The sequence below is a fragment of the Massilia sp. MP_M2 genome, assembly GCF_039123635.1.
Classification (GTDB): domain Bacteria; phylum Pseudomonadota; class Gammaproteobacteria; order Burkholderiales; family Burkholderiaceae_D; genus Telluria.
The window spans coordinates 186,626-211,744 of record NZ_JBCHJF010000003.1 but is presented as its reverse complement, the minus strand read 5'-3'; the positions used below and the strand labels follow the sequence as shown (position 1 = coordinate 211,744).

18 protein-coding genes and 1 tRNA gene are annotated in these 25,119 nt (G+C 59.5%); 10 read left to right on the top strand and 9 right to left on the bottom strand.

Annotation, left to right across the window (positions count from 1 at the left end):
- Positions 1–40: 40 nt before the first annotated feature.
- Positions 41–1,684, bottom strand: coding sequence for a hypothetical protein (locus RCH14_RS08660; RefSeq protein WP_343025731.1), 1,644 nt, complete (start codon positions 1,682–1,684; stop codon positions 41–43).
- Between the two features lie 287 nt (positions 1,685–1,971).
- The gene (locus RCH14_RS08655) at positions 1,972–2,883 is read right to left on the bottom strand and encodes a c-type cytochrome (RefSeq protein ID WP_343025730.1); all 912 of its coding nucleotides are present in this window, start codon (positions 2,881–2,883) and stop codon (positions 1,972–1,974) included.
- Positions 2,884–3,060: 177 nt separating this feature from the next.
- On the opposite strand from RCH14_RS08655, the gene RCH14_RS08650 reads away from it, so the two are divergent.
- The 5 genes from RCH14_RS08650 to RCH14_RS08630 all read left to right on the top strand — a co-directional run bounded on the left by RCH14_RS08650 (position 3,061) and on the right by RCH14_RS08630 (position 10,202).
- Positions 3,061–3,136 (top strand) — tRNA-Arg (locus tag RCH14_RS08650).
- Between the two features lie 696 nt (positions 3,137–3,832).
- On the top strand, positions 3,833–5,236 hold the full coding sequence (locus tag RCH14_RS08645) for a TIGR03013 family XrtA/PEP-CTERM system glycosyltransferase (RefSeq protein WP_343025729.1): 1,404 nt from the start codon (positions 3,833–3,835) through the stop codon (positions 5,234–5,236).
- A 97-nt stretch (positions 5,237–5,333) separates the two neighbouring features.
- On the top strand, positions 5,334–7,409 hold the full coding sequence (gene prsK, locus RCH14_RS08640; RefSeq protein WP_343025728.1) for an XrtA/PEP-CTERM system histidine kinase PrsK: 2,076 nt from the start codon (positions 5,334–5,336) through the stop codon (positions 7,407–7,409).
- A 13-nt stretch (positions 7,410–7,422) separates the two neighbouring features.
- The gene (gene prsR / locus RCH14_RS08635) at positions 7,423–8,787 is read left to right on the top strand and encodes a PEP-CTERM-box response regulator transcription factor (RefSeq protein ID WP_343025727.1); all 1,365 of its coding nucleotides are present in this window, start codon (positions 7,423–7,425) and stop codon (positions 8,785–8,787) included.
- On the top strand, positions 8,784–10,202 hold the full coding sequence (locus RCH14_RS08630) for a right-handed parallel beta-helix repeat-containing protein (protein WP_343025726.1): 1,419 nt from the start codon (positions 8,784–8,786) through the stop codon (positions 10,200–10,202). The genes prsR and RCH14_RS08630 overlap by 4 nt, the downstream gene beginning before the upstream one ends.
- 7 nt (positions 10,203–10,209) lie before the next feature.
- On the opposite strand, the gene RCH14_RS08625 is transcribed toward RCH14_RS08630, so the two are convergent.
- The 6 genes from RCH14_RS08625 to RCH14_RS08600 form a co-directional block, all read right to left on the bottom strand.
- Entirely contained in the window at positions 10,210–11,049 is an 840-nt protein-coding gene (locus RCH14_RS08625) for a hydrolase 1, exosortase A system-associated (RefSeq protein WP_343025725.1), read from the bottom strand.
- Entirely contained in the window at positions 11,039–11,902 is an 864-nt protein-coding gene (locus tag RCH14_RS08620; protein WP_343025724.1) for a hydrolase 2, exosortase A system-associated, read from the bottom strand. The genes RCH14_RS08625 and RCH14_RS08620 overlap by 11 nt, the downstream gene beginning before the upstream one ends.
- Positions 11,899–12,147, bottom strand: coding sequence for an acyl carrier protein (locus RCH14_RS08615; protein WP_343026025.1), 249 nt, complete (start codon positions 12,145–12,147; stop codon positions 11,899–11,901). The genes RCH14_RS08620 and RCH14_RS08615 overlap by 4 nt, the downstream gene beginning before the upstream one ends.
- Before the next feature lie 35 nt (positions 12,148–12,182).
- Positions 12,183–13,643, bottom strand: a complete 1,461-nt coding sequence (locus RCH14_RS08610; protein WP_343025723.1) for an oligosaccharide flippase family protein — start codon at positions 13,641–13,643, stop codon at positions 12,183–12,185.
- 41 nt (positions 13,644–13,684) lie between these two features.
- Positions 13,685–14,608, bottom strand: a complete 924-nt coding sequence (locus RCH14_RS08605) for a hypothetical protein (protein ID WP_343025722.1) — start codon at positions 14,606–14,608, stop codon at positions 13,685–13,687.
- A gap of 344 nt (positions 14,609–14,952) precedes the next feature.
- On the bottom strand, positions 14,953–17,595 hold the full coding sequence (locus RCH14_RS08600; RefSeq protein WP_343025721.1) for a hypothetical protein: 2,643 nt from the start codon (positions 17,593–17,595) through the stop codon (positions 14,953–14,955).
- Positions 17,596–17,985: 390 nt separating this feature from the next.
- Here RCH14_RS08600 and RCH14_RS08595 point away from each other — a divergent pair, with 390 nt between their 5' ends.
- From RCH14_RS08595 to RCH14_RS08575, 5 genes are all read left to right on the top strand, one after another.
- Entirely contained in the window at positions 17,986–19,029 is a 1,044-nt protein-coding gene (locus tag RCH14_RS08595) for a glycosyltransferase family A protein (protein ID WP_343025720.1), read from the top strand.
- Positions 19,026–20,765, top strand: a complete 1,740-nt coding sequence (locus RCH14_RS08590) for a hypothetical protein (RefSeq protein WP_343025719.1) — start codon at positions 19,026–19,028, stop codon at positions 20,763–20,765. Before RCH14_RS08595 ends, RCH14_RS08590 begins: the two co-directional genes overlap by 4 nt.
- Positions 20,759–21,769, top strand: a complete 1,011-nt coding sequence (locus RCH14_RS08585) for a polysaccharide deacetylase family protein (protein ID WP_343025718.1) — start codon at positions 20,759–20,761, stop codon at positions 21,767–21,769. Before RCH14_RS08590 ends, RCH14_RS08585 begins: the two co-directional genes overlap by 7 nt.
- A 78-nt stretch (positions 21,770–21,847) precedes the next feature.
- A complete protein-coding gene (locus RCH14_RS08580) occupies positions 21,848–22,825 on the top strand; it encodes a glycosyltransferase family 2 protein (RefSeq protein WP_343025717.1) in 978 nt (325 codons plus the stop codon).
- 114 nt (positions 22,826–22,939) lie between these two features.
- Positions 22,940–24,037: an acyltransferase gene (locus tag RCH14_RS08575; RefSeq protein ID WP_343025716.1), complete on the top strand. Its 1,098-nt coding sequence runs from the start codon at positions 22,940–22,942 to the stop codon at positions 24,035–24,037.
- 63 nt (positions 24,038–24,100) lie between these two features.
- On the opposite strand, the gene RCH14_RS08570 is transcribed toward RCH14_RS08575, so the two are convergent.
- Positions 24,101–25,114, bottom strand: coding sequence for a glycosyltransferase family 2 protein (locus RCH14_RS08570; RefSeq protein ID WP_343025715.1), 1,014 nt, complete (start codon positions 25,112–25,114; stop codon positions 24,101–24,103).
- Positions 25,115–25,119: the final 5 nt, after the last annotated feature.

Below are 25,119 nucleotides of genomic sequence, written 5' to 3'. Positions count from 1 at the left end.
CTTTCGCGGCCCTTGTTGTTTCCGTTTGCCTGCTACGCGATCAGCGCGCCTGGCTCGAATAGCTGCACGACTTGACCGTGCCTTCGATCGGATCGCCGAACACGGCATTGGTGCAGGCGGTGCGCGTCGTGAACGCCTTGGTGGCGTAGGCGCCGGGCACGCCATAGCGCACGTCACGGGTGCCGGTGAACGCGCAAGTCCCGTTTTCGGCGGCGCATGTGGTCCAGGTCACGGGCGTGGTCGGCGCCGGGGTGGGCGCGCTCGACGGGGTGCCGGCATAGCTGCAGGTCTTGACCGTGCCCGCGATCGGATCACCGAACACGGCGTTCGAGCACTGGACATTGTTGGTAAACACTTTGACGACCCAGGAATTGCCCGCGCCATAGCGCACCTCACGCGTGCCGCTGAAACCGCAGGTGGCGTTTTCGTTGGCGCAGTTGGTCCAGGTGGATGGCGTCGGTGTCGGCGTTGGGGGAGGCGTTGGCGTCGGCGTTGGCGTGCTGCCCGAGCTCAGCGCCGCGTAGGCGCCGATATCGCGCGCGCTCGCAGCAGTACGGGTCTCGCCCGACGCCACATGCTTGTACTGGGCCACTGGCGTCAACGACACACCGGAGGCCGACACACCCGGGGCCGAGCCGGCGTTAATCACCAGCACGTTCGCGATCGGATGCAGATCGAACAGCAGGCGGTTGATGAAGCCGGGCACGAGCGAGCGGTAGTTGGTCCGGTCGATGGCATTGGCTTGGTTGGTCGCAGCGCCAGTGCCGCCGAAGATATTGTTTTGCAGCAGAACCGGCGTCGTCACGCTACCGCCGACCAGCACGAAGGTGCCGCGCACGCTGTCGTCGTTCAGGAACGTATTGTTGACCACATACAGATCCTGCTTGGGATTGCTCGCGCCTTCATTGCCATACGCCAGCAAACCGGGGTTGTTGTGGCTGGCCGGCTGGTGGATCACATTGCCGATGACATACGAGGTACCGGCATTTGGCAGGTCGATCTCGTAGCTCGGTTTGCCGGTGCTGCTCGAGAAACGGTTGTAGTTGATCGTGTTGATGCTGGCGCGCGATTTGAGGTTGTGGCCGCCATTGGCGTCGTGTGAATAGTTGTAGCGGAACGTCAGGCTGCCCACATGGCCGATATAGACATTGTGGGTGTAACCATCGCCCCGGCCGTTGGAAGCAAACTCGGTGTTTTCGATCACGATACTGCTGTTGGCATTGGCGCCGGTCAGGATGCCGTTCTCGTTATCGCGCAGGTACGAGGAACGCAGCGTGAAGTTGGTGCCTTCGATACGCAGTGCGGCGCCGTTGCGGTCCGGTACCGACGCGCCGGCCATCTCGACGTTGTCGACCGTGATGTTGTTGCCCTGGATAACCCAGGTACCCTTGCCTTGTGCATTGCTGCCTTTGGCATCAATGATGGGACGGCCATTCACGCCGCGAATGGTCAGGTTGCTCGCACCGATGGCGCAGACGTCGCCGTTATAGGATTTGCCACCGTCAATCTGAATGGTATCGCCGGACTGTGCACGGGCAAAGGCAGCGCAGGGCGCAGCGTAGGTTTTTCCTGGCCCCACTGACAGAGTGGCGGCAGAAGCGCCGCCAGCTGCGGCGAGCGATACGAGGAAAACCGCTGACAGGCGGCAAGAAGCGGGCACGGCAGATTTGGAACGGAGGGACATGATGTACTGATCCTGTAAAGATTCCGCGAGGAATTTATTTCGACTGGAGGCTGTGCAGGATAATGTATTTATTTGTTCCGCTTTGTAAGCAATTGTTACTTTACTTTTAAATCAATATGTCACATATGATAAATATGGGGGTTTAAAAGTAACCCAATTAATTGTTCAATTAATATTGGATGGGGTGTTGCTCCCGCAGGTTCCCCGGCGTTGCCGGAAGTAAAAATGACAGGCAAACAAAAAGCGCCGATACCGGCGCTTTGTGGTCTTGCCATTCCTGGCAACGGCTATTTGATCGCAGCAGTCATGTAGTCCACGGCAGCCTTGACGTCGGCATCAGGAAGCGTGGAGCCACCTTTCGGTGGCATATAACCGGCTTTTCCCTGGAACCCCTTGATGGCGTGGTCGTACAGGACCGCGGCGCCCTGACCCATACGTGCGCTCCACGCCGCCTTGTCGCCCAACTTGGGCGCGCCTGCGATACCGGCGCCATGGCAGGCGATGCACGCCGTCTCGTACGCTTTTTTGCCCGTGTCGGCACTGGCCATGACTGCGCCGGCAACCGGGGCGGTAGCTGCTGAGGCCACCGCAGGCGCAGCTGCCGCTACGACGGCCGGCGCTGCAGCGATCGGCGCGCCAGCCGGCGCAGCGGCGGCGCCATCGGCAACCGGTGCGGCTGCAGCGGCCGGTGCTGGTGCAGTCGGCTCCTTGAAGCTGGCGCCACTTTGATTGGTCATGAATACCACCGCGCGCGCCACTTCCAGATCATCCAGATCGGGGTTGCCGCCCTTGGCCGGCATGGCGCGGATGCCTTCGATCGCGTGCTTGAGCAGCGTATCGTAACCCTGCGCCAGGCGAGTCGCCCAGGCAGCTTTGTCGCCCGTCTTGGGGGAACCGGCCATGCCACTATCGTGGCACGCTGCGCAGCTGGCCGCGTACACGGCGCCACCTGCCAGCAGGACACGTGGTGTATTGGCGTCGCGCAGTGTAAAGCCTGCATCGGAGACGGGACGGATACGCGCGGCAATCGCTTCGGCGCTCTGGGCGTTGCTACCGGCGCCGGTGGTCGAGGCATTGGTGACGAAGGTAACCAGCAGGATGATGCCAAGGACAATCACCAGGAAGAACCCGGCGACAGCAATCGCGAGCTGTTTTGGCGTACGAATGAGGGATTCGTGGTCGTGCTGTGCGTCGCTCATGATTTCCTTAATTCAATTAAAAAAACCGGCCACTGGGGCGCTGCGATCTAGTGGCTTTTTTGCAAGTGCCGTCAAGCATCTTATTATAGTGTAAACCTGTATTGATGCCAGGGTTTTTCCGGCGCACCCCATGGACGTACTCGACGAAAGACTGTATCCTTCGCTACGCTTGCCAGTGCGGCTGTAGCTCAGTGGATAGAGTATTGGCCTCCGAAGCCAAGGGTCGCTGGTTCGATTCCAGCCAGCCGCACCAATTTGGCATCTTGCCATTTCCCCCGTTCCAGCATCTGGCGTTGTTCTGCAACGCTTGCCTGCAATCACGCTTTTTCTCCTTACTATCCACGTCAGTTCTGGTTCTGCTGTGTCTTATTGACCACTTCCTGCCTGCACTTCTCTGTTGTTCATCAATTATTCTGAAATCTATAGCGCACGATTACAACGTTTGCGTGGCTTTAGACACCAGCAATGCTAAAATTCGCCGACATTATTGCGCTATGGAACTAATGCTGTCTTCTGATGCAACGGTCCTGACAAGCTCACAGAGTCTGGCAAGGCACTTGTTGCAACAAGCTGACGGGACAGCAGCCTGTCGTTGAGTGGCCAGGTGTTTCCATGCTATATTGAATGTTAAAAATATGTCAAAACAATAACTTAAAAATGATGTTGATCTTGCAAGAAATTCATTGCGATGTCGGATCATGGAATAATTTCCCGGATTGACCTTGTCTCCATGGCGTTGCCAAGTCACCAGCTGTATGCCGGTGTCCTTTGGAACCCATGTGCGTATTTCAACGTGTAACGTTACGTGTGGTTGCCGTTGTATTGGTTGACAATTAATCGAAGAAGTTAGTAACTGCCAACACAGGCAACGGTGGTGTAGCGGGTGTACGACGCGTGCATTCGGCATCTCGGTATGCAGTAAGCGTAATCATCAATTCTGGGGAATAACATGTTTCGGATCTCTAACCACTACGTGTCGAAGATCGTTTTCGTCCTGCTATTCGTGGAAATATTGATCCTCCTGGGCGCCGCCTATGCAGGCGCGGCAATGCGTTTTCTTGATATCGGCGCACCGCTCACGACCGACCAGTTCGATCACTTCCTGGCGTCGGCCGTCGCATTTGCGGTGGCGGTCAGCTTCAGCATGAGCGCCATGGGGATGTACCAGCTCGACTTCGACGAAGGCTTGCGTCATCCGTTCTTCATGAAGCTGATGCCGGCGTTCCTGATGGGTTTCCTGATCCTGACGCTGGTGTTCTATGTGGCGCCTGACTTGTACTTCGGTCGTGGCATCCTGTTGCTGGGCTTTGGCCTTGCCGCAGCCGGCATCTTCATCGCGCGCATCATCTTCTTCAAGACGTCCGAACTGCGCCTGATGCAGTCGCGCATCCTGTTTTTGGGCAACGGAGCGCTGGCCAAGGAGTGCAGCGACCTGGCGGTCAACAAGAACAGCTATCACCGCTACAAGGTCGTCGGCTTCATTCCAGTGGGCAGCGACGAGATGTGCGTGCCAGCCTCCGACGTGCTCAAGGTGCGCGAAGGGGATTCGCTCGTCAAGATGGCGACCCAGTATGGCGCGCAGGAAATCGTCGTGTCGGTGCAGAACCGGCGCGGCAGCTTCCCGATCAAGGAACTGCTCGACTGCAAGCTGCAAGGCGTGAAAGTGACCGATGCCGCCACCTTCTTCGAGCGCGAAACCTGCCAGATCCGGGTCGATTCGTTGCAGCCGAGCTGGCTGGTGTTCGGTGGTGGCTTCGACCAGAGTTTCATCCGTATCTTCATGAAGCGCGGGTTCGACCTGATCTGCAGCACGCTGATCATGGCGGTGACGTTCCCGATCATGCTCGGCGCGGCGCTGGCCGTGTGGCTGGAAGACCGCAACCCGGTCTTTTATTCCCAGGAGCGGGTCGGCAAGGATGGCAAGATTTTCCGTGTCCACAAGTTCCGCAGCATGCGCGCCGATGCCGAAAAAGGCGGAACGCCACAGTGGGCGGCGCAGAACGACCCGCGCGTGACGCGTGTGGGCAACTTCATGCGCAAGACCCGGATCGACGAGCTGCCGCAGATCCTGAACGTGTTCAAGGGCGACATGTCGTTCGTGGGCCCACGGCCAGAGCGCGCCTACTTCGTCCAGCAGCTGATCGAAGTGGTTCCATATTACAATGTCCGTCATAGCATCAAGCCAGGCATTACCGGTTGGGCGCAGGTGCGTTATGGCTATGGCTCGTCGGCTGAGGATGCGCTGCAGAAATTGCAGTACGATCTCTACTACGTCAAGAACAACAGCCTGTTCCTGGATGTGCTCATCCTGATCAATACGCTCAAGGTCGTGTTGTTCCGTAGCGGACGTTGATCATCCCGGATCGGCTAGCCGTGCGCGCACCGCAGGTCGATGGCTCTAACGTTTCTGTCCCGAATTTTTCAATGGTCGTTTTCATGGATGGCATACGTTGACCACCATTGCCGTCTACAGCTATAGCGTCGCCGCGATCGGGTTCTTGTTGCTGATCGGCCTGTTGCTCACCATCTGGCGCGGCCGCACCCAGGTTGCCGCCATTGCCCTTGCATGCGGTTTCACTGCGCTCTGGTCCGCCGCGCTGGCCGGGCAAGCTGCCACCGGCCACGAACTATGGTCGGTCTGGACCGATACCCTCGAAATCCTGCGCAGCGCTGCCTGGTGCATCGTGCTGCTCATCTTGCTGGGCAACTCGCGCGATCCGGCCAGCCGCTGGCCGTTCAGCCTGCGCACGCCCATCTTCATCGGCGCCGTTTGCTATGTAATCCTGCTGCTGGTGACGGTCTTCGTGCGCACCGACCTGATGCTCAATCTGGATGGCGGCCTGCTGCCCAACGTCACGGCGCGCGTGTGCCAGGCAGTGCTCGGCATGCTGCTTGTCGAGCAGGTCTACCGCAACAAGACGATCCAGGAGCGCTGGGCCATCAAGTTCGCCTGCCTGGGCATCGGCGCGATGTTCGTCTACGACTTCTACATGTACAGCCAGGCGATGCTGTTCCATGACATGCACCCGGACACCTGGGCCGCGCGCGGCATTGTCAATGCACTGGCCATGCCGCTGATCGGCACCGCCGTCAAGCGCAGCACGTCGCGCTCGAATGCGCTGGTGCTGTCGCGCCGCGTGATGTTCCACTCGACCGCGCTGTTCGGCTCGGCCATCTATCTGCTGGCGATGGGGTTCGCCGGTTACTACCTGCGCTATTTCGGCGGCAGCTGGGGCGGCGTGATGCAGGTCGCATTTCTCTGCGGCGCCTTGCTGCTGCTGACCGGCACCCTGTTTTCGGGCACCTTCCGCGCCTGGCTCAAGGTCTTCATCAGCAAGCATTTCTACAGCTACGGCTACGACTACCGCGAGGAATGGATGCGCTTCACGCGCACCTTGTCGTCCGACAGCACGCACATCGGCGAACGCGCGATCGAGGCGGTCGGCGCGCTGGTGGAAAGCCCGGGCGGCGTGTTGTGGCAGCGCCGCGATGGCGATGGCGGTCACTATCAGCCGGTGGCGGGGTGGCAAGCCACCAGCACCGAGACCGAGCCGGCCGACTCGAATTTCTGTCACTTCCTGGAAACCACCCAGTGGGTAATCGACCTGCGCGAATACGCGGCCCTGCCCGAAAAATATGGCGAACTGGTCTTGCCGGCGTGGCTCCTCGCATTTCCGCGTGGCTGGCTGGTCGTGCCCTTGATCCTGCATGGCAAGCTGTTCGGCTTCGTCGTGCTGCAGGATTCTCGCAGCGCAGTGTCCCTGAACTGGGAAGTGTTCGACCTGCTCGAAATCGCCGGCAGCCAGGCCGCCAGTTACCTGGCGCAGCAGGACGCCGCCAACGAACTGATGGTGGCGCGCCAGTTCGAGTCGTTCAACCGCATGTCGACCTTCGTCGTGCACGACCTGAAAAACCTGGTGGCCCAGCTGTCGCTGATGAACGTGAACGCCGAAAAGCACCGCGACAATCCCGAGTTCCAGCGCGATATGCTCGATACCGTGACACACTCGGTCGACAAGATGAAAATGATGCTGCAAAAGCTCAGTCGCAACGATGCGCCGGAACGGCCGTTGCCGCTGCGCGTCGAGAACGTGGTGCGCCAGGCGATTGCGCTCAAGAGCGCGTTCGAGCCGCATCCGGTGCTCGATGTGGTCGATGCGGGCCTGCTGGTGCTGGCCGACGGCGAACGCCTCGAGCGCGTGCTGGGCCACCTGATCCAGAACGCGATCGAAGCCACGCCGCGCAGCGGCCGTGTCAGCGTATCGATTGCCCGCATCGGCGGACAGGTCACCGTGACCGTGGCCGACACCGGCGCCGGCATGAGCGAAGAATTCATCCGCGAACGGCTGTTCAAGCCCTTTGAATCGACCAAGCCGGCCGGCATGGGCATCGGCGTGTTCGAAAGCCGGGAGTATATCCACGAATTGGGCGGCGCACTGGCATTGACCAGCGTGCCTGCACAGGGAAGCACATTTACCGTCACGTTGCCGCTGTACCGCGAGGCTGGCGCCGAGCGCGCTGCGTGATGAAAGGACAACCGTGAGCCAAAACAAACCAAAACTGCTGATCATCGAAGACGACCCAGGCCTGCAAAAGCAGCTGCGCTGGAGTTTCGACGCGTATGACGTGGTGGTCGCCGACGACCGTGAAAGCGCGCTGGCGCAGATCCGCCGCCATGAGCCGGCCGTGGTCACGATGGACCTGGGCCTGCCGCCCGACCCGGACGGTTCGACCGAAGGTCTGGCCACGCTGCAGCAGATCCTGGCGCTGGCGCCGGAAACGCGCGTGATCGTCCTGACCGGCAACCAGGACCGCGCCAATGCGGTCAAGGCGATTGCCATGGGCGCCTACGATTTCCACCAGAAGCCGCCCGAGCCCGAGGTGCTCAACCTGGTCATCCAGCGCGCGTTCTTCCTGCACAACCTGCAGGAAGAAAACCGCCGCATGCAGTCTGGCCAGGCCGATTCGCCGATGGCCGGTGTCATCAGCCGCGATCCCGGCATGCTCAAGCTGTGCCGCAGTATCGAGAAGGTCGCCCCGACCTCGGCCTCGGTGATGCTGCTGGGCGAATCGGGCACCGGCAAGGAAGTGCTGGCGCGCGCGGTGCACGCGCTCTCGCCGCGTGCCAAGGAGCGTTTCGTGGCCATCAATTGCGCCGCGATTCCCGAAAACCTGCTCGAGAGCGAATTGTTCGGCTACGAAAAAGGCGCCTTCACCGGCGCGGCCAAGCAAACCAAGGGCAAGGTTGAACTGGCCCACGGCGGCACGTTCTTCCTCGATGAAGTGGGCGACCTGCCGATGGCGCTGCAGGCCAAGCTGCTGCGTTTTTTGCAGGAGCGCGTGATCGAGCGCATCGGCGGCCATGAAGAAATCGCGGTCGACGTGCGCATCGTCTGCGCAACGCACCAGAAGCTCAAGGAACTGTGCAGCACCGGGCGCTTCCGCGAAGACTTGTATTACCGCCTGTCCGAGATCGTCGTGACGATTCCGCCGCTGCGCAACCGCCAGGGCGATGCGGCCCTGCTGGCGCACCACTTCAAGAACAAGTTCTGCGCCCAGGAATCGCGCCCGACGCTGCACTTCTCGCCGGACGCGATTGCGGCGATCGAAGGCTACGCCTGGCCGGGCAATGTGCGCGAGATGGAAAACTGCGTCAAGCGCGCCGTGATCATGGCCGATGGCCCGACCATCGTGGCCGACGATCTGGGGCTGCCGGAAGGCGACACGCCGGTCGAAGAACCGCTGAACCTGCGCCAGGTGCGCGACGAGGCCGAGCAGGGCGCCATCGTGAAGGCGCTGGCGCGCGCGGATGGCAATATCGTCAAGGCGTCGGAAATGCTGGGCATCAGCCGCCCGACGATGTACGACCTGATGAACCGCCACGGCATCAAGAGCAGCGCATGATGCGCAAGGCGGTGGCCGGCGCTCTCGCGCTGCTGGCGGTGGGCGCCATCGGCGCAGCATGGATGATCGAACGGGTGGGCGTCACGCCGCGCGCGCTGGCGCCGTATATCGAAAAGCGCACCAGCGGCCACAACCCGGTCATCGTCAAGTCGGGGCAGGTGACCGCAGCGTTGCTGCTGCGGCTCGATCGGGGCGAACCGGCGCTGCCGGCCGCTCTTGCCGTGACGCTGGGCGCGCAACCGGGCGCGGTCGGCGTCGATGCCGTCGGCGCCATCGTGGTCGCCACGCCGGATGCGCTGCGCGCGGCGCTGGCGCAGGCCAACCCGGGCGACACCATCACGCTGCTGCCGGGCGTGTACCGCTTTGGCGGCGCGCCGCTCGACGTCAATCGCCCGGGCCGCGCCGGGGCCCCGATCGTCGTGCGGGCCGCGCAGCCGGGTAGCGTGCAGCTCGAGTTCGACCTGGTCGAAGGCTTTCGCGTCAAGGCGCCGCACTGGCGTTTCGAGAACCTGGCCATCCGGGGCGTGTGCGGCGAGGACCGCTATTGCGAGCATGCGTTCCACGTGGTGGGCGCGGCCAGCCACTTCGTCGCGCGCAATAACACGATCACCGACTTCAATGCCCATATCAAGATCAACGGCGAACAGGGGCGCTTCCCGGACGATGGCCTGATCGAGCAAAACACGCTGACGGCAACGCGCGTGCGCCAGACCTCCAACCCGGTCACGCCGATCGACCTTGTCGCCGCCAATGGCTGGACCATGCGCGCCAACCTGATCAGCGATTTTCTCAAGGGCGAGGGCGACATGATCAGCTACGGCGCGTTCGCCAAGGGCGGTGGCAGCGGCAACGTCTTCGAACGCAACCTGGTGTGGTGCGAGCGCACACTGCGCGGGCCCGGCCAGCGGGTGGGCCTGTCGCTGGGCGGCGGCGGCACCGGCGCGGCCGTGTGCCGCGACGGGCGCTGCATCACCGAGCAGGAACAAGGCATCTTGCGCGCCAATCTCGTGATGGGCTGTTCGGACGTCGGCATTTATCTCAACAGCGCAGCGCGCAGCAGCGTCGTGGACAATACCTTGCTCGATACGGGCGGGATCGACGTGCGCTTTGCAACCAGCAGCGCGCGCCTGGACGGCAATCTGGTCGATGGCCCGATCCGCAGCCGTGACAGCGGCTTGCTGCACCTGGAAGACAACCGCAGCACGGCGCTGTGGCAGATGTTTGCTGGCTACCATCCGGTGCGCAGCCTGTTCGAGGCACCGAGCAGCGGCGATCTGGCGTGGCGTGGTGGCGTGCCCGAGCGCGCGGCAAGCGCGGTCGGCGGCATCGATCTGTGCGGTGTGAAGCGTGGCCGCAGCGCTACCTACGGCGCGTTCGACGATTTCAGCGGATGCCTGGCGCGCCAGGCCCGCTGAGGGCTGCTCACCAGCTGTGCAGCCAGGTGCCGGTCCAGTGCGCGACCTGATCGCGCCAGACGCGGCGTGAAAACGTGTGGTCGGCCCGGTCGATCCGGTACTGGGTGACGCGCGAGGATTGCAGCAGCTGGCGCCATTTCGGCGTGGCCTCGGCCAGGTCGCAAAATTCGCGGCCGGTCAGGTCGGCGCCGCTGATGATCACCAGCACCCGGCCGCTGAAGGCATGCAGGCCGGCGTGCATCCGGTCGGGCAGGGCCAGCGTGGTGCGCGGCGCCGTTCCCGGGCCGAATGCAGTGCGCACCAGCTGGAACATCGAGGCCAGCGAGCGCTGGTAATTGAAGCTGCCGCGCAGCACCCGCGCCCAGAAGGCGCGGTCGACCAGGCGGTCGCGGTAATAATGGCGCAGGGTGGTGCGCGCGATGCTGTCGGGCGTGCGGATCCATGGATTGAGCAGCACCACGCCGCTCACGCGCGCGTCCAGCGGCGCGTACATCATGGCGGCCGATGCGCCGTCGCACAGCCCCCACAACACGACCTCGCGCACGCCGGGCACGGCCACCATCAAGGCATCGATCGCTGCCTTGATATCGTCTTCCACGTCCCCGAACGCGCGCTCGGCGCCTTCGCTGTCGCCCATGCCGCGGTAATCGAAGCGCATGGCGGCGATGCCGTTCATGGCCAGGCTGCGCGCGAGCAGCGTGAACTGGCGGTGGCTGCCGGCGCGGTATTGCGGCCCGCCCACCACCACCAGCACGGCGCGCGTGCCCGGGTTCTCGGGCAGGTGCATCACGCCATACAGGCTGTCGCCCTGGCACTCGAAGGTTACGACCCGTTCTTCAATGTCCATGACTGCGTTCCTGCAACGCCGTCGACGTGGCTGCCAGCCAGGCCGGCGAGATCGTGATTTCTGGCGTGGTCCAGAAAGGGGGGCAGTGCACCTGGTGCAGCGTCAGGTCGACCTGGCGTTCGAGCCAGGCGGTGCTGGCGCGCGCCGTGCCGGGAGACACGCCGGGCGAGGTGCCCTGGCCGGTCATGCCCAGCGCCTCGAACCAGTGCACCGGACAGTCCGGCGTGAAGTCTTCGAGCGCTGCCAGCGCGTCGATGGCGGCGGCCAGTTCGGGCGCCAGGTCGTAGCCGCTGATCTCGAGCGTCTCGCCTGCCTGCAGCGAGGCGCGCAGAGCCGCAGTGCCGGTGTGCCCGGACGCGCCCTCGGCCAGCAGCGCGCCGACCGTGCGCAGGCGTAGAAACTGGGTCAGGTAGGCCGCGCCGCTCAGCACCGGCTGCCACAGGATCAGTGCCTTGACCGGGTGCTGCGCGGTGCGCGCATAGTCCAGCGCGAGCAGGGCGCCCAAACGCAGGCCCCACAGCAGCAGTGGCTGGCCAAGGCGCGTCTCGAGCCAGCGCGCGCCGGCGGCCAGGTCATCTTTCCAGATGGCCCAGCGTGCGTCGCCGAAGTCGCCGCTGCTGTCGCCGCAGCCGTACAGGTCGAGTTGCAGCACGCCATAGCCGAGCGCGGCCATTTCACGCGCCTGCAGCGCCGCGATCCGGCGCGAACGGTTCATTTCTTCGGCAAACGGCGGCACGTACAGCACCGCACCACGGCAGGGGCCGTGCGGCGGATGAAACAGGCAAAAGCGCTGGCCTGCACCGATCTTCAGGAAGAACGGCTCGGCGGAGGGCGTAACCTGGCTGGCTGTCATTCGGCCTGCTTCTGCGCGACAAACGCAGCAAGCGTGCCGAGGGTGGCGAAGGTGCTGGCGCTGATGTCGTCGTCGTCGATGGCGATACCGAAACGTTCTTCGAGGGCGCCGATCAGGCTGACCACGGCCATCGAATCGAGCTCCGGCAGGCTGCCCAGCAGGGGGGAATCTTCGCTCAGGTGTTGGCCTGACTCACCCAGGGCCAGCACGTCAATCAGGATGGTCTTTACTTCATCGAAGTACATAATCGTCATTCTCGTCTGGAGGAACCTTGAACGAATTATACAGTCGGTAGCAGCCGACCCAGTCTCATCTTGACCGTGGCGGCCATGCGGTGCACCTCGTCCAGCAGTTCATGCCGGGTAACGCGCAACATCAGGTACCAGAACAGGGCCAGTGGCGTGAGCATCACCAGCAGCCGCACCAGCGCCGGCCAGTCGGCGGGGATGGCCAGGTTCAATACGATGCCAGCGGCAATGGTGCCGACGGTAACGAATGCGCTCGGCACCATGGCGCGCAGCAGTGCGCTGAACGTCCAATGAAAGTAGCGCTGCTGTTGCATGATAACGATGGGCGTGGCGGCGAGCGAGGCCCAGCATAGAGCCCAGGCAAAGCCGGTCAGGCCGCCGTCGAACAGCGCTACGCCAAACCCGATCCGGGTTGCTAACGTAATCAGGACAGGAATGGCGCTCAGGTAAGGACGCCCGATGGCCGTGACAGCTGCCGGGATATAGTTGAACATCATCCCGGCAGCTGCGGCAATCGTCAGCGGCAGGATCGCCGGCACGCTGGCCAGCCAAGTTGCACCATACAGTGCCAGTACGATTTCATGGCCCAGCAAAGCGGTCAACGCGAGAGCCGGCCAACCGACCCCGGTCAGCAATGCGGTCGCCCGGCTAAGTGTGGGAATGAGCGATTCGCCACGGTGATGGGACTGTGCCAAGTAGGACACCGCGCCATAATTGACCGTCGAACCTGCGACGTAGGTAAAAATCGTGACCGTCGAATTTGCACGGCTGAGCAGGCCTACAAGGCGCGCCGAGCCCATCTTTCCCAGCAAGATGTCAGGGATGGCGTTATTGATCGCGCCGGCGCAACTGGCCAGCAGTGAGCCGATGCCGAAGTGGGCCACGCCGCGCCAGTGCCGGAAAGAAGGCGTCCATGGCGTGTTTTTTGGGCGCAGTGGAATGTAGGCGATCGCACAGGCGATGATATTGATCAGATTGGCATAGGCCAGGCTCATGCTGCCAAAGCCCAGTTTGGCCAGGACCAGGCAGCTAACGCAGAAACTGATGGTCCCCACTGCCATCACAATCGCCTGTTTTTCCGCTGCGAATTCGCGTGTCAGCAATGCATTGGTCACCGTTCCAAATGGAATGAGCAAAAAGCCAATCGCCAGCACGCGCATCACCGGTACGATCTCGGGTTCGTTGAACCAGCGTCCGATCCAGTCGCTCGCCAGGAACAGGCTGATTGCGATCAGCCATGAGGTCGCGAAGACGACGCCGGTGGCTGACCGGATCTTGTCCGGCGTGAGGATTGCCTCTTGTTGCAGATAGGTCGATACGCCAAAGTCCCGGAACACGTGGGCCAGGTTGACGAACACGACTGTCATCGAATAAACGCCAATCTCGCTCGGGCTGAGCATACGGGCCAGCAGTACGCTGACGACGAACTGCAGAAATGCTGCGCCGGATGAGGAGAAGAAATTGATGATTAGCGAGCGACGCAGATTTACCATGGGGCATGTTACAAGAGATGATGACGTGGCAAAGCGCTAGCTTAAGCAGCGGTACCGCTGATTAGCCGAATTGCCTGACGCGAAAGAATTTGGTACTGACTATTGGTAAATCTCATTGACCCGATAAAGTGAAAAAAGGCAGTCTCCGCAGTGGCAACATTAGGCGTGGCGTACTTGGGAAACGGCAGGGCGACAGTACCACGCATATTTGAGGCGCAAAAGTTTGAGGTAACCTGTTCGGTGCCCCACTCGCTCCAACGTTCGCCAAGAGCACCAGTCATGCGGCGCGAAAAATCGAGCATAGTTTCGCGCATTGTTGACGAAGGCGGAAAGCCTGTAAAGCCGGAACAACCCCGAATATAACAAGCGCTGACCGGCAGGCCGACATTCACCATTTCAGTTTCGGCAAACGCCTGGATGTGTGCTGCAGGCTCGATCCATGGTAGGGCATTGGCGCGCACGGCTGGCAACAGGCGTACGGGCGTGTCCGGCATCTCACCGAGGACAAAACCGGTTTTGTCATGGACGGCCTGATGAATTTCAGGCATGGCCTGGATGCTGATCGTGTCGGCATCCAGTTGGATGACGTAATGATCCTTCACGTATTCTGAAATTGCATACAGTCGCTCCCACGTGCCGCCGCGCGGGATGTCCGGGTGGGTAAATTCGTCGGCGCTACGTAGTTCGAGATGAGGAATATGCTGTTTAAACACTGCGCGATGCGCGGGGGTGATGCTTGGATCGCACACGACGACAATGCGGGTAGGGTTAGCAAAATGCACGAACGACTTGACCGCGACCAGGTAAGAGTTGACATCGCGGGCACATACCATCGACAGCAGTACGAATGGCAGTGAGCCCTGATTGACGGGCATCGTCTCCAGAATGGTCTCTGCGGTATTTTGATACTGATGCCGGAAATAGTCTCGTTTAATGCGCTGGACAGCCCTGTTAAGCAACGACATCTTGTAAAACTCCAGTTGACTTTTGGTTACAGGTGCCAGTCTTGGCTACCGTGTAGTGGAACAATCGCCAGTGTTGAGCGGTATCGCAAAATACCTGTCACTGCGCTTTTCATTATAAACTGCCACAGATGAGGTAGACGGTTTCTCTAAACAAATGTTGAAAATAGAACATCGTTGCTCGGAGCAACTTGAACGACGCGAGTTCTGATTCGTACCCCATAACGTAACAATCGCCTGTGATGTTGGAAGCCGACGATGTGCAAATAAGTGCCACGGCACCAACAAAAAAGGCTTTCCTGTCAAGGAAAGCCTTGCATATCAAATCAGACCAAGACCGGTAATGATTAGCGAGGAACGATCGCCCATTGCGGTGCTCTAGTGTAATCCGGCTTGCCAGCGCGTGCTGCAAACGTTGCCCAAGCCTGACTTGCGTTTGGCGTGCTAGATGCGGTTGCGACTGCCAGTGCTGGTTGCATGTTCGATGGATACCCTTGTGCCGTACCTGAATATCCGGTCATGAATCCCGCCGGCCAAGTGTAGCCATTGGCCAGTGTTAAGTAATCGGCCTGAGCCTGGCTACCGCATGGTAGGTCGATGAATTTGATACCGTTCGGATGTATAAATTGCTCGCCATCGTCGTTGCTGAACGACGGTCCGCCGAAGTTAGCTTTGTACAAGGTTTCGAAGCTGTCGTAAATTGGCGTGTTAGGCGCATCGCGGAAATTCAGCCAGTACGGCCCCCCCTGAATCCAGCAATAGCCCGGTGCAGTCATGCGCCCGACAGGATACTTAGCTTTCCAATTCAAAATTGGTGTTGCCTTGGTGAAGCCAAGTTCGGCCAGATAACCGAAACTCCAAGTCAGGAAATCGTCCTGCCAGGCAGCCGAACCATTCACTGCAAACGCGTTCGAACCCGAACCGTCGTAGACACCAAGCTTGTTCGGGTTACCTACAACATACGTCTCATGGTAAAAGTCCAGATTATTGTCTACCTGTTTGTTGAAATAGCCCTTCAGAGGGTGGACATCCGGCGTGATGTATGCGCTATGGCCGAGCGTACGCAGTGACCACGCCTGGCCGCGAAGCTGCTGCCAACGCACCAGACCTTGGCCTCGTCCATGGTTACCGGACGAGGTACCCAAGGGGTTCGACGAAGCCCAGAACTGCAGCTCCTCAAGGTAGAAATAGTCGCCGGTGAGCAAGTAAGGCAGGTAGGCAAGCGACGGCTGATGCGCGGTGTCTGCTTCATGATGAGTGATACATAAGGCACCGTTATTGTTGGCACAACGTGGCACCGGCAAGGGGCCGTTCTGCGACATGTTCAAGTGCGTGCTGATGTCTTTGTTTGCTTCGTTGTCGGTGCGGACAGGTTGGCCGGTATTTTCATCGCGATAATGTATCGACCAGGTACCAGAACCATCCGCAGCAGCCATCATCGCATCGCGAGCGCGTTTGTCTGCAGACAGCAGGTACATGGCTGACCACATCGGCAAAGGACCGATATCCCCACGCCCACCGGCGGTCCCCATATACGAGACAACAGGACCGATAGTCATCGGTCCGGTTTCCGATTCGCGGATCTGCTTGTCCAGGATAGCCAACGTGTCCTCGGCTGGAACGATGGTACGGTCATAGTTCGAGACTGCTTTCGTTGCCATCAGATATGCACCATTGTGCTGGACATGGACAGCAGGCTCGCGTTTGACATCCCACCAGCCACTTTTGTGCCAGCGCGCATGATGGTAATGCATCAAACCGATCTTGCTATAGATCGAGCGGCCACCAACTTCGACATCGACATCGTAGGTCAGCGTGCGCGCAGCCTTGAACGTCTTATCGTTTTCAACGACAACATCGACTCGCGCCTGTTTCGATAAGCTTGAGTACCAGCGTACGTCAAAACGCGCGGTGAGCCATGGGTGCGCAATGCCGGCAGCATTTTTAAGCGGCGTGGTCAGCAGCCACTCGTTGGCTATCTTACCCGACAGCCATCTCGTCGGTGCCGGGTCAGCAAAGGCATCAACTAGCGACGCACTATATTCAACACCTTCGACCTTAATGGTGACCTTGCTGCTCAGGCCGCTGTTAGTCAAGCTCTTCACCGATTCTGTGCTGCGCTCCGGTGTATTTGACTTGACCAGTTCCAGAGTTTGCGTTGCGCCGGCGGCTAAGGATGGCATGATCCCGGAGATAATTACGTGACGAACCGTACCATCGGCATGGGTTGCCTTGATATCGCTTTGCAAGCGCAGTAGTGTGCCATCTGGCAACTTTGCAGCGAGGCCTTCGGACGCTGCCATGGTGCCGGCGGCGATAACCTGGCCAAACGTGAACGGCACATTGGTCTGTGCATTGCCCAGGTTCTGGAGTCGGAAATTAGTCACGGTCGCACCAGCGACGACCGGCGCGGCGGCACCGGTAATATCACCTGGAGATGCTGGGTTGACAGGTGTCGGCGTGGTCGGACTGGTGGGCTTCGGGGCGAAGGCAGTGGTCGTCTTCGCCAACGACACGGCGTCGCTTGCAGGATCACCGCCACCACCGCCGCAGGCGGCAAGCATGGCCGCGCACATGGCGCTAACAATCCGGGTGCCCGTGCTACGCACGAGCGTTTGGGCTGGGTGCAGCGCGGAAATCGTTTCGGCGCTCACAGCAGGTATGTTCAGAGTTTTCATTTGAGAATTCATGAAGTTGGGCAATTGATTCGCTAAGTAAAGAGTTTCTTCGAAGAACTTAACTTTACCCTGATTCATCATTCCCGTCTTCTGATTCTCCTCAATTTCGATTTGTTTCCACATGAAAACAACGGAACATATGCAAAGTGCCATGAATAAATGGCTGTATGTCAAGCGCCAGATTGGCTTAATTATTGAAAAACCAAATGAATTAAAAATCGAGCAATGATTCATCGCTAATGGTCCGTAGAGGTGGAAAAATTTAGTGCTTGACCAAGCCGATATTGCTGATGTCAGCGTGATCGGAAGCAAGGCTAATGCAACGAGCTTTCATCTTGATGACGCTTGGCTGTTCATTAATACATTTACAAATTGCTTTTTTCTTATGAATCGAGCTATTTGCCAAGTATTAACTTCGGCATGCAAAAACAAAATTTATTTACAAAAAACAAAACAAATATTTATTTTAATTAATATTAATTCTTTTGGGAAACTAATTTAAACAACAAGATGGACGTATGAGAGTATCGCCGCTCAGCGCGCGTTCATCTATCGCACGCTGCTAACCCACCGTTGCGGAGACCTGTTTGCGACGCGGCATTGACCGCGCGAATGATGTGTGCAGGAAGAAGGGTGTGTTAGGATGGCAAGATTCGTTCCGCGGCCCTTCTCGCCGCAATCTAACGCATTAAAGGCGAAGAATTGTCATCCCGCGACACTGCCCGACCACTAGAAAGCAGCCTTCCGGCGTGCTGCAATCCGCATTCCAGATGCCGGATCTCGGTCATCGTCCCAACGCGCAATCGGCCAGTGCTGCTTGAGCGGATGCTCGCGCACATCGTTTCGCAGACGTTCGACGCCATCGAAGTGATCGTGGTCGATGACTGCTCGGATTCCCCCACGCGCTTGGCGTATGTCGGCATGCAGCAACAGTTCGGCAGCCGTTTGCGTCTGATCGAGCTTGGCGCCGCTGGTGGGCCGGGTTTTGGCCCATCGTTGGCGCGTAATACCGGCATTCAGGCCGCCACTGGCCAGATCATAACGTTCTGTGACGATGACGATATATGGACCAGTGACACCCACCTGGCCGCGATGGCCGAGGTGTTCGATAGCCAGCCTGACGTCGACCTGTACATCGCCAACCAGATTGCCGTTTCGCACCTCGGGGTTACCGAACGCGCGCATTGGTTGCCGGCACTTGTGGCGCTCATGGCGCACCGGCCGCGCACCCATCTGCATGGCTACCGCGTAGCACTGGACGAATTGGTGCGTGGCGGCGGCTTCGCCCAGCTCAATATCGTGGCGCTGCGCAAGAGCACGGCCGAGAGCATCGGCGGCTTCTGGACCCGCACCTCGTACGAGGAAGACCGCGACTTCTTCTGGCGTGCAGCCGATGCGGCGCGAGTGGTGTTCTTCAATCCTGACCTGGTTGCGCAGCACAACGTACCAGACCCGGCGCGCCAGAGCAACTTGTCGCGCAGTTTTTCCCAGCCCGAACGCTGGCTCTTGTCGGCACTGGTATCGCAGCACATTGCCATGAGCGTGAACAGCACCGCGATCCGCAGGCTGTGCCAGGTCTACGAGGGCGATATCCTGCGTCACCTGTCGCGCTACTGGTCCGGCCAGGGCAGGCATGCGCTGGGGATGCAGTATGCGCGCCGCGCGCTGGCTGCGCGCGCGTCGCTCAAGTGGGCTCTGTACACAAGCGTTTTGGCAGCGCGGCAATTGATCCGGGGCCGGGCATGAGCACGCGCGAAAAAGTTCTGGTCATCGGCGACGACACCCGCAGCTTCCTTGCAACCGTGCGCTCGCTCGGTCGCCAGGGCCTGGAAGTGCATGTTGCACCGTTCGACTTCCGTTCACCGGCGCTTCGTTCGCGGTATATCCACAAGGCGCACTTCCTGCCGTATTACCTCGACGGCGGTGCCGCCTGGCTGGCGGCGATCGAAACGCTGCTGCGAGAGTACGACTTCAAGTTGGTCATCCCTTGCGACGAGCGTGGCCTGCTGCCGCTGTGCCTTCACCGCGATAGCTTGTCAGCCCGGTGCGCACTGGCAATCCCGTCGCCTGATACGCTCGACACATTCTTCGACAAGGTCAAGACGCGTGAACTGGCGCAGGCATGTGACGTCGCGGTTGCGCCGGGGCGGATGTTGGCGCCGGACGATACGATCGAGAGCATCGTGGCGGACATCGGCCTGCCGGTGGTGATCAAGGAGCCGATGTCGTACGCCTTGCCCGAGCTGTACGTACGAACTAGCACCCGTATTGTCGATGATCGCGAGGCTCTGGCGGCATGGCTGTCACGGCAAGACCGGCAGGCTCCGATTCTGTTCGAGCAGAAATTTCCCGGCTTTGGCGCAGGAGTCTCGGTCTTGTGCGCTGAAGGTGCAGTGCTGCAGGCCTTCGAGCATGTACGCGCCCACGAGTTCAACGGTAGCGGCTATTACCGCAAGAGCGCCGCGCTCGATCCTGGCAGGCTGGCGGCGGTCGAACGAATGGTGCGCGCGAGCCGTTACACCGGCCTGGCAATGTTTGAGTTCAAGATCGACGATGAAGGCGGCGGCTGGATACTGATCGAGGTGAACGCCCGGCCATGGGGCTCGCTGCCCCTGCCGGTGTCGATCGGCGTGGATTTTCCGTACCGCTTGTATCGCTTGCTCGTGCACGGCGAGATCACGCCAGCAGTGAACTATCCCGCCGGTCGCTATTGCCGCAACTTGGTGCTCGACATGTGGCAGACCAGGATGAGTGCTGCCGAAATGACGGGCCAGCCGAGCAAGCTGGTTGCACACTGCGCGAATTGGGCTTGGGGCTTTCATCGCATGCTGCTCGGCCGCGAGCACTTCGACACCTTGGTCCTGGACGACCCCAAGCCCGGTCTGCACGAACTGCGCGAACTGGTTGCGGGCCGTCTTGCCGCGCAGCGCAGGGGGCAGCCAGTTGTCGCCCGCTTGAAGCAGCGCCTGGGCGAGTTGATGGCGCACGGGGATGCACGCCCGGTCGAGGTGCTGTTCGTCTGCCAGGGCAATATCAACCGCAGCAGTTATGCCGAACTGAAGGCAAAACAGTTGTTTGACGGTGCCAACATTCGCTTCGCGTCTGCCGGCATGCTGCCGCGCAATCAACGTCCATCGCCAGCGGTGGCGATTGCTGCAGCGGCGCGCCATGGTGTGGCCATGGACGCGCACCGCTCTCGTCACGCCAGCGCAACATTGCTGGAGGCGGCCGACCTGGTGATCGCGTTCGATCAGATCAATCTCGACAGTATCGCGGCCCGCTACCCGCATCTGGTCGACCGGATCTACCTGCTCGGCGAGGCTGATGCCGGCAGCGCGGTCGATGTCCAGATCCTCGACCCCGAGGGAAAGGACGAGACCACGTTCCTGTCGACCTACCGGCGCATCGATGTCTGCCTCGCCGAGCTGCTACCTACCGTATCAGCCTCCTCTGAACCCTTGCAAAAAACTATCTCATGTTAGGTACGAGCAACCATAACCCGGCCAGGCTTGCCGCCGGATCGCCGCCAGTATTACTGGTCATCATCGACACCGAAGAAGAGTTCGCGTGGGACCAACCGTTCGACCGCGCCAATGTCGGCACCAGTTCGATCGCCGCCCAGCCCCTGATGCATGACCGCGTGTTTGACCGCATGGGGATTGTGCCGACCTATATGATCGACTGGCCGGTTGCGACGACGCCGACTTCGGTCACCGTGCTACGCAAGCTGATGGAAGAAGGACGCTGCGAGATCGGCACCCATCTGCACCCATGGGTGTCGCCGCCTTACGATGAAGAAGTGTCTCGCTTCAACTCGTATGCGGGCAATCTGCCGCGACAGCTCGAGTACGACAAGCTGCGCATGCTTACCGAGGCGATCACGACGTCGTTTGGCCGTGCACCAATGGCGTTCAAGGCTGGTCGCTACGGCCTGGGGCCGCATACCGCCGACTCGATCGCCGCGCTTGGTTACGACATCGATGCCAGCGTAGTCCCCTACAGTGCATTCACTGACGATGGCGGACCGGATTTCCGTGCCTTCGACGAGCATCCCTACTGGTGCGAAACGGGCAGCGCCACCTTGCTCGAATTGCCTGTGACGACCGGTTACGCCGGCTGGCTGCGTCGGCGCGGCCTCGCGTTGGATGACCTGGCCCAGCAGACATGGGCGTGCAAGGCACACCTGGGGGGCATCTTGGCCCGCAGCCGCGCGCTTGAGCGAATTCGTCTCAGTCCCGAAGCCGCCAATGGCAAGGAAATGCGCCGACTGACCCGCTCGCTGCTCGCCGATGGTTGCCAGGTTTTTTCGCTGACTTACCACAGCCCATCGCTGGTGGCAGGACATACCCCGTACGTGCGCACCCAGGCTGAGCTCGAGCAATTCATTTCTACTGTTCATGACTACTGCGCATGGTTCCGTGCCGAGGGCGGTCAATTCATGGGATTGACGCAGTTGAAAGAGCATCTGAAGCATCAGAGCAAGTAGTACTGACCGGCCAGCAGGGCTTCTTCGCCGGCCGGGTATGTCTTCCGCATTCGTGCGCTCAACTTATCTAGGATCCGTATGGTTCAGGCTCTGCATGCCAGGGTAACCTTCGCATTGGTTATTCCTGCTTATAACCGCGCACATCTGATTGGAGAAACAATCGAAAGCGCGTTGGCCCAGCGCACGCCGTTTTCCGAGATCATCGTCGTCGATGACGGGTCCACCGATAATACGCTTGAAGTACTGGAAACCTACCGCGATCGCATCACCATTATTGGGACAAAAAACAACGGTGTTCAGTCTGCACGCAATACCGGAATCCGGGCCGCAACCAGCGATTATGTAACATTGTGCGATTCCGACGATCTGCTGGAGCCCGATTTTCTCGATATTTTCTCGACCTGGCTTGGTGCACATCCTCAGTGCGACGTTCTTTACAGTAATTTTGTGTCTTTTAATCAGAAAACTGTCTTTGGTGATCGTTTCTCTTCGTCTCCTGCTGGTCTATATGACGATGTGGTGTTTCGTGAAGACATGGCGATGTACATTGACGGACTTGTTCCTCGCATCCTACAATTCCAGATCTTGTTCGTCACAGGCCTGACGATCAGGCGCGATAAATTCGATGAAATCGGGCATTACGATGTCAGATTCAATCGGGTCGGTGCAGAGGATTTTGAATTTACCCTGCGCGCGGTCGTTCGTGCGCAAGTTGGTTTTTGCAGGATGCCGCTGGCTCGTGTGCGGCGGCACGATGGTAACGATTCCGCGGATCAGGTGCGTCACATTGATGGTGAGATCCAGATCATGGAGTATGCGTTGGAGCACCACCAGGGCATCCTTGCGTATCGCGCAGCGTTCGATGCCGGGATGGATGAGCGATGCGCATACGTATTCGATGCAGCGTTCGCACGCGGTGAGTTTGCCCTTGCTTCGCGCATGCTCAAGAAATTCAGGCAGCAGCCTCAGGGTAGGCGCTTCACTATCAAGAAGGTGATCCTGAATATGCCTTCTATGCTCAGGCTTGTAATGTGGCGCCTGACACAGGCCAGATAATACGTATATTTCCGCATGTAAGTGTCATGAGCTAAAGGTATCACGGCTTGTTCAGGCTGAGCTATTGGTTGCCTCCTTCGATTTCTGGTCGATATAAAAATTTTCGCATCTATAATGAATAATAGTCGCGTGCGATATATCGACACCTGGCGTTTTTTTGCTATCGCCTTGGTCATCATTTCCCACATCATTGAGTTCAGCCATCCTATTTATAGGGAAACGTTTCCCGGTTTGATTTGGCGAATCCATCCGTTGGGGCGGCTTGGCGTGCACATTTTCTTTTGCCTCAGCGGATATGTTATTTGCCGGGGTATGATGAATGAAGTGGCTCGCTCCGGATCGCTCAGCATGCGCGATTTTTATTTCCGCCGCGTGTGCCGTATCTTCCCTCCGCTGTTTCTCTATTTGCTATTATTGGCCTTGATGACAGCTGCCGGTATCATCGACATGAGTATTGCGCAATTTACGCAATCGGCTCTATTTTTGTGCAATATAGAAATGCTGGGTGGATGTGGCTGGTATGCGGCGCATACATGGAGCTTGGCCTACGAAGAACAGTTTTATTTGATTTTCCCGATGCTTTTCGTCGGCTTGGCGATTGCCCGGAAGCGCAGAAAACTTCTGAATGTCATCGGTGTATTGATCGCAATCGTGCTGCTGGCACACTTGGCAGGGCAGCCAGCGTTGGCCTATTATTTGTCGATATTCAACTATATGCTGTGGGGATGCGCGTTTGCACTCTATGAGCATAAGGCTGCGCCATTGCTCAAGCGCATGCCCGTGGCGCTTTGGTACGCTGGATGCGCGGTGCTGCTCGGCGTAAATTTCATCGCTCTGCCAGCCCTGTTGATGGAGGTCGTCTACCCGCTCGCCGCACCGTTGATCATTTGCGCCGTTGTATTCGGTACGCCGCTGCATCAGCGACCGATAGGTAAACTCTTCGGATTCCCCTTTCTAGCTTATCTGGGACAGATTTCCTACACTATTTATCTTTGGCAACAGGCAGCAACAAAGGATCATGGATTTGCCTCGCCGCTCGTGGTGTTTGGCTTCCTCGGTTTCGTATTCGTTCTGGCCCACTTTTCGTACAAATACGTTGAAATCCCGCTGATCCGGCTAGGGCGCCGATTATCGCGTCATGAGGGTACCGTGCCGACAAGCACGCCGGCGCAGGTTAATGAAATTTCTTTAGGGCAATTGAGCCGAGATTGATCCCCAGACTGCGGCAGGTTGCGCCATCGGTGCTGCAGCGTCGCGATGGCCCGACTGCATGGTTCAAGCAGTCGCTGCGGCCTTGGGTTCGTGCTTGCGCAGTTGGCGCTCATGCATATAGGCCAGGAGCCGGCTCGCGGCCCGCATTGCTAGCGGTGGCTTGCGATCGAGTTTGGGCGCACCGCTGGTGCCACGTATGAAATCCCAAACCCCGAGCAGGGCGCTGTCAGCCTGACGCGCAAATCCGCGATAACGTAGACGGTGGACGTGATACAGGCTTTGGTTGACCAGTTTCAGCCATAGTAACTTGCGGTGTGCCGGAGGCATGTGGGTATGCCAGAAAATCAGCTCATTCCTGAACATCAAATAAAAGAAGTAAGGCGGTTGCTCGGCCAAGGTGCGCAGCGCATGGATCGCCGATGCATCGAATACGACTTTGCTGCGCCAGCCACCGCGCGCAAGCCGGGTGCCGATGTCGTTATCGTCGTAATAGGCGAACAGGCGCGCATCCAGACTGCCCACTTCGCGTAGCGCCTGCACACGCAGCAGGATTGCGGTGCCGGTTAGGCAAACGGCTTCGGGGTCGGTCGTATGCAGTTGCATCGAGGCGTGGGCATCGGGAATCCAGTCATGTGAGCGCGAACGCCAGTCATGCGTGATGCCCCAGCCGTGTTCGTGCGCGGTGCCAGCTTCCGGATACAAAACCGGCGATACGGCGCCACACAACGCATCGGGCACGATCGCATTGACGAGTTTCGACAGCGTGTCAGGTGCCACGGTGGCGTCGTTGTTGAGCAGCCAGATGAAGTCATAGCCTTGCTCGATCGCCATCGCGATCGCGACATTGTGCCCTCCGGTGAAACCGAGATTGTTGTCGATGCGCTTGATGGTGACCCATGCGCTGTCGACCGATGCCTGCAATGCGGCGTAGTCGGCCGGCGCGGAGCCATTGTCGATCACCAGAACATCGACGCTGAACCCTTCGTGCACCTGCGCGCGCAACGAGCGAAGGCATTCGAGGGTATCTGGCGCTTTATTCCAGTTCAGGATACTGATAAGAACACGCGGCGCACTCATGGAAG

Excerpts from the sequence above, each read along its gene's own strand:
- RCH14_RS08660 (WP_343025731.1), bottom strand. The coding sequence starts at position 1,684 with ATGTCCCTCCGTTCCAAATCTGCCGTGCCCGCTTCTTGCCGCCTGTCA.
- RCH14_RS08655 (WP_343025730.1), bottom strand. The coding sequence starts at position 2,883 with ATGAGCGACGCACAGCACGACCACGAATCCCTCATTCGTACGCCAAAA.
- RCH14_RS08645 (WP_343025729.1), top strand. The coding sequence starts at position 3,833 with ATGTTTCGGATCTCTAACCACTACGTGTCGAAGATCGTTTTCGTCCTG.
- RCH14_RS08630 (WP_343025726.1), top strand. The coding sequence starts at position 8,784 with ATGATGCGCAAGGCGGTGGCCGGCGCTCTCGCGCTGCTGGCGGTGGGC.
- RCH14_RS08625 (WP_343025725.1), bottom strand. The coding sequence starts at position 11,049 with ATGGACATTGAAGAACGGGTCGTAACCTTCGAGTGCCAGGGCGACAGC.
- RCH14_RS08620 (WP_343025724.1), bottom strand. The coding sequence starts at position 11,902 with ATGACAGCCAGCCAGGTTACGCCCTCCGCCGAGCCGTTCTTCCTGAAG.
- RCH14_RS08615 (WP_343026025.1), bottom strand. The coding sequence starts at position 12,147 with ATGTACTTCGATGAAGTAAAGACCATCCTGATTGACGTGCTGGCCCTG.
- RCH14_RS08610 (WP_343025723.1), bottom strand. The coding sequence starts at position 13,643 with ATGGTAAATCTGCGTCGCTCGCTAATCATCAATTTCTTCTCCTCATCC.
- RCH14_RS08605 (WP_343025722.1), bottom strand. The coding sequence starts at position 14,608 with ATGTCGTTGCTTAACAGGGCTGTCCAGCGCATTAAACGAGACTATTTC.
- RCH14_RS08590 (WP_343025719.1), top strand. The coding sequence starts at position 19,026 with ATGAGCACGCGCGAAAAAGTTCTGGTCATCGGCGACGACACCCGCAGC.
- RCH14_RS08585 (WP_343025718.1), top strand. The coding sequence starts at position 20,759 with ATGTTAGGTACGAGCAACCATAACCCGGCCAGGCTTGCCGCCGGATCG.
- RCH14_RS08580 (WP_343025717.1), top strand. The coding sequence starts at position 21,848 with ATGGTTCAGGCTCTGCATGCCAGGGTAACCTTCGCATTGGTTATTCCT.
- RCH14_RS08575 (WP_343025716.1), top strand. The coding sequence starts at position 22,940 with ATGAATAATAGTCGCGTGCGATATATCGACACCTGGCGTTTTTTTGCT.
- RCH14_RS08570 (WP_343025715.1), bottom strand. The coding sequence starts at position 25,114 with ATGAGTGCGCCGCGTGTTCTTATCAGTATCCTGAACTGGAATAAAGCG.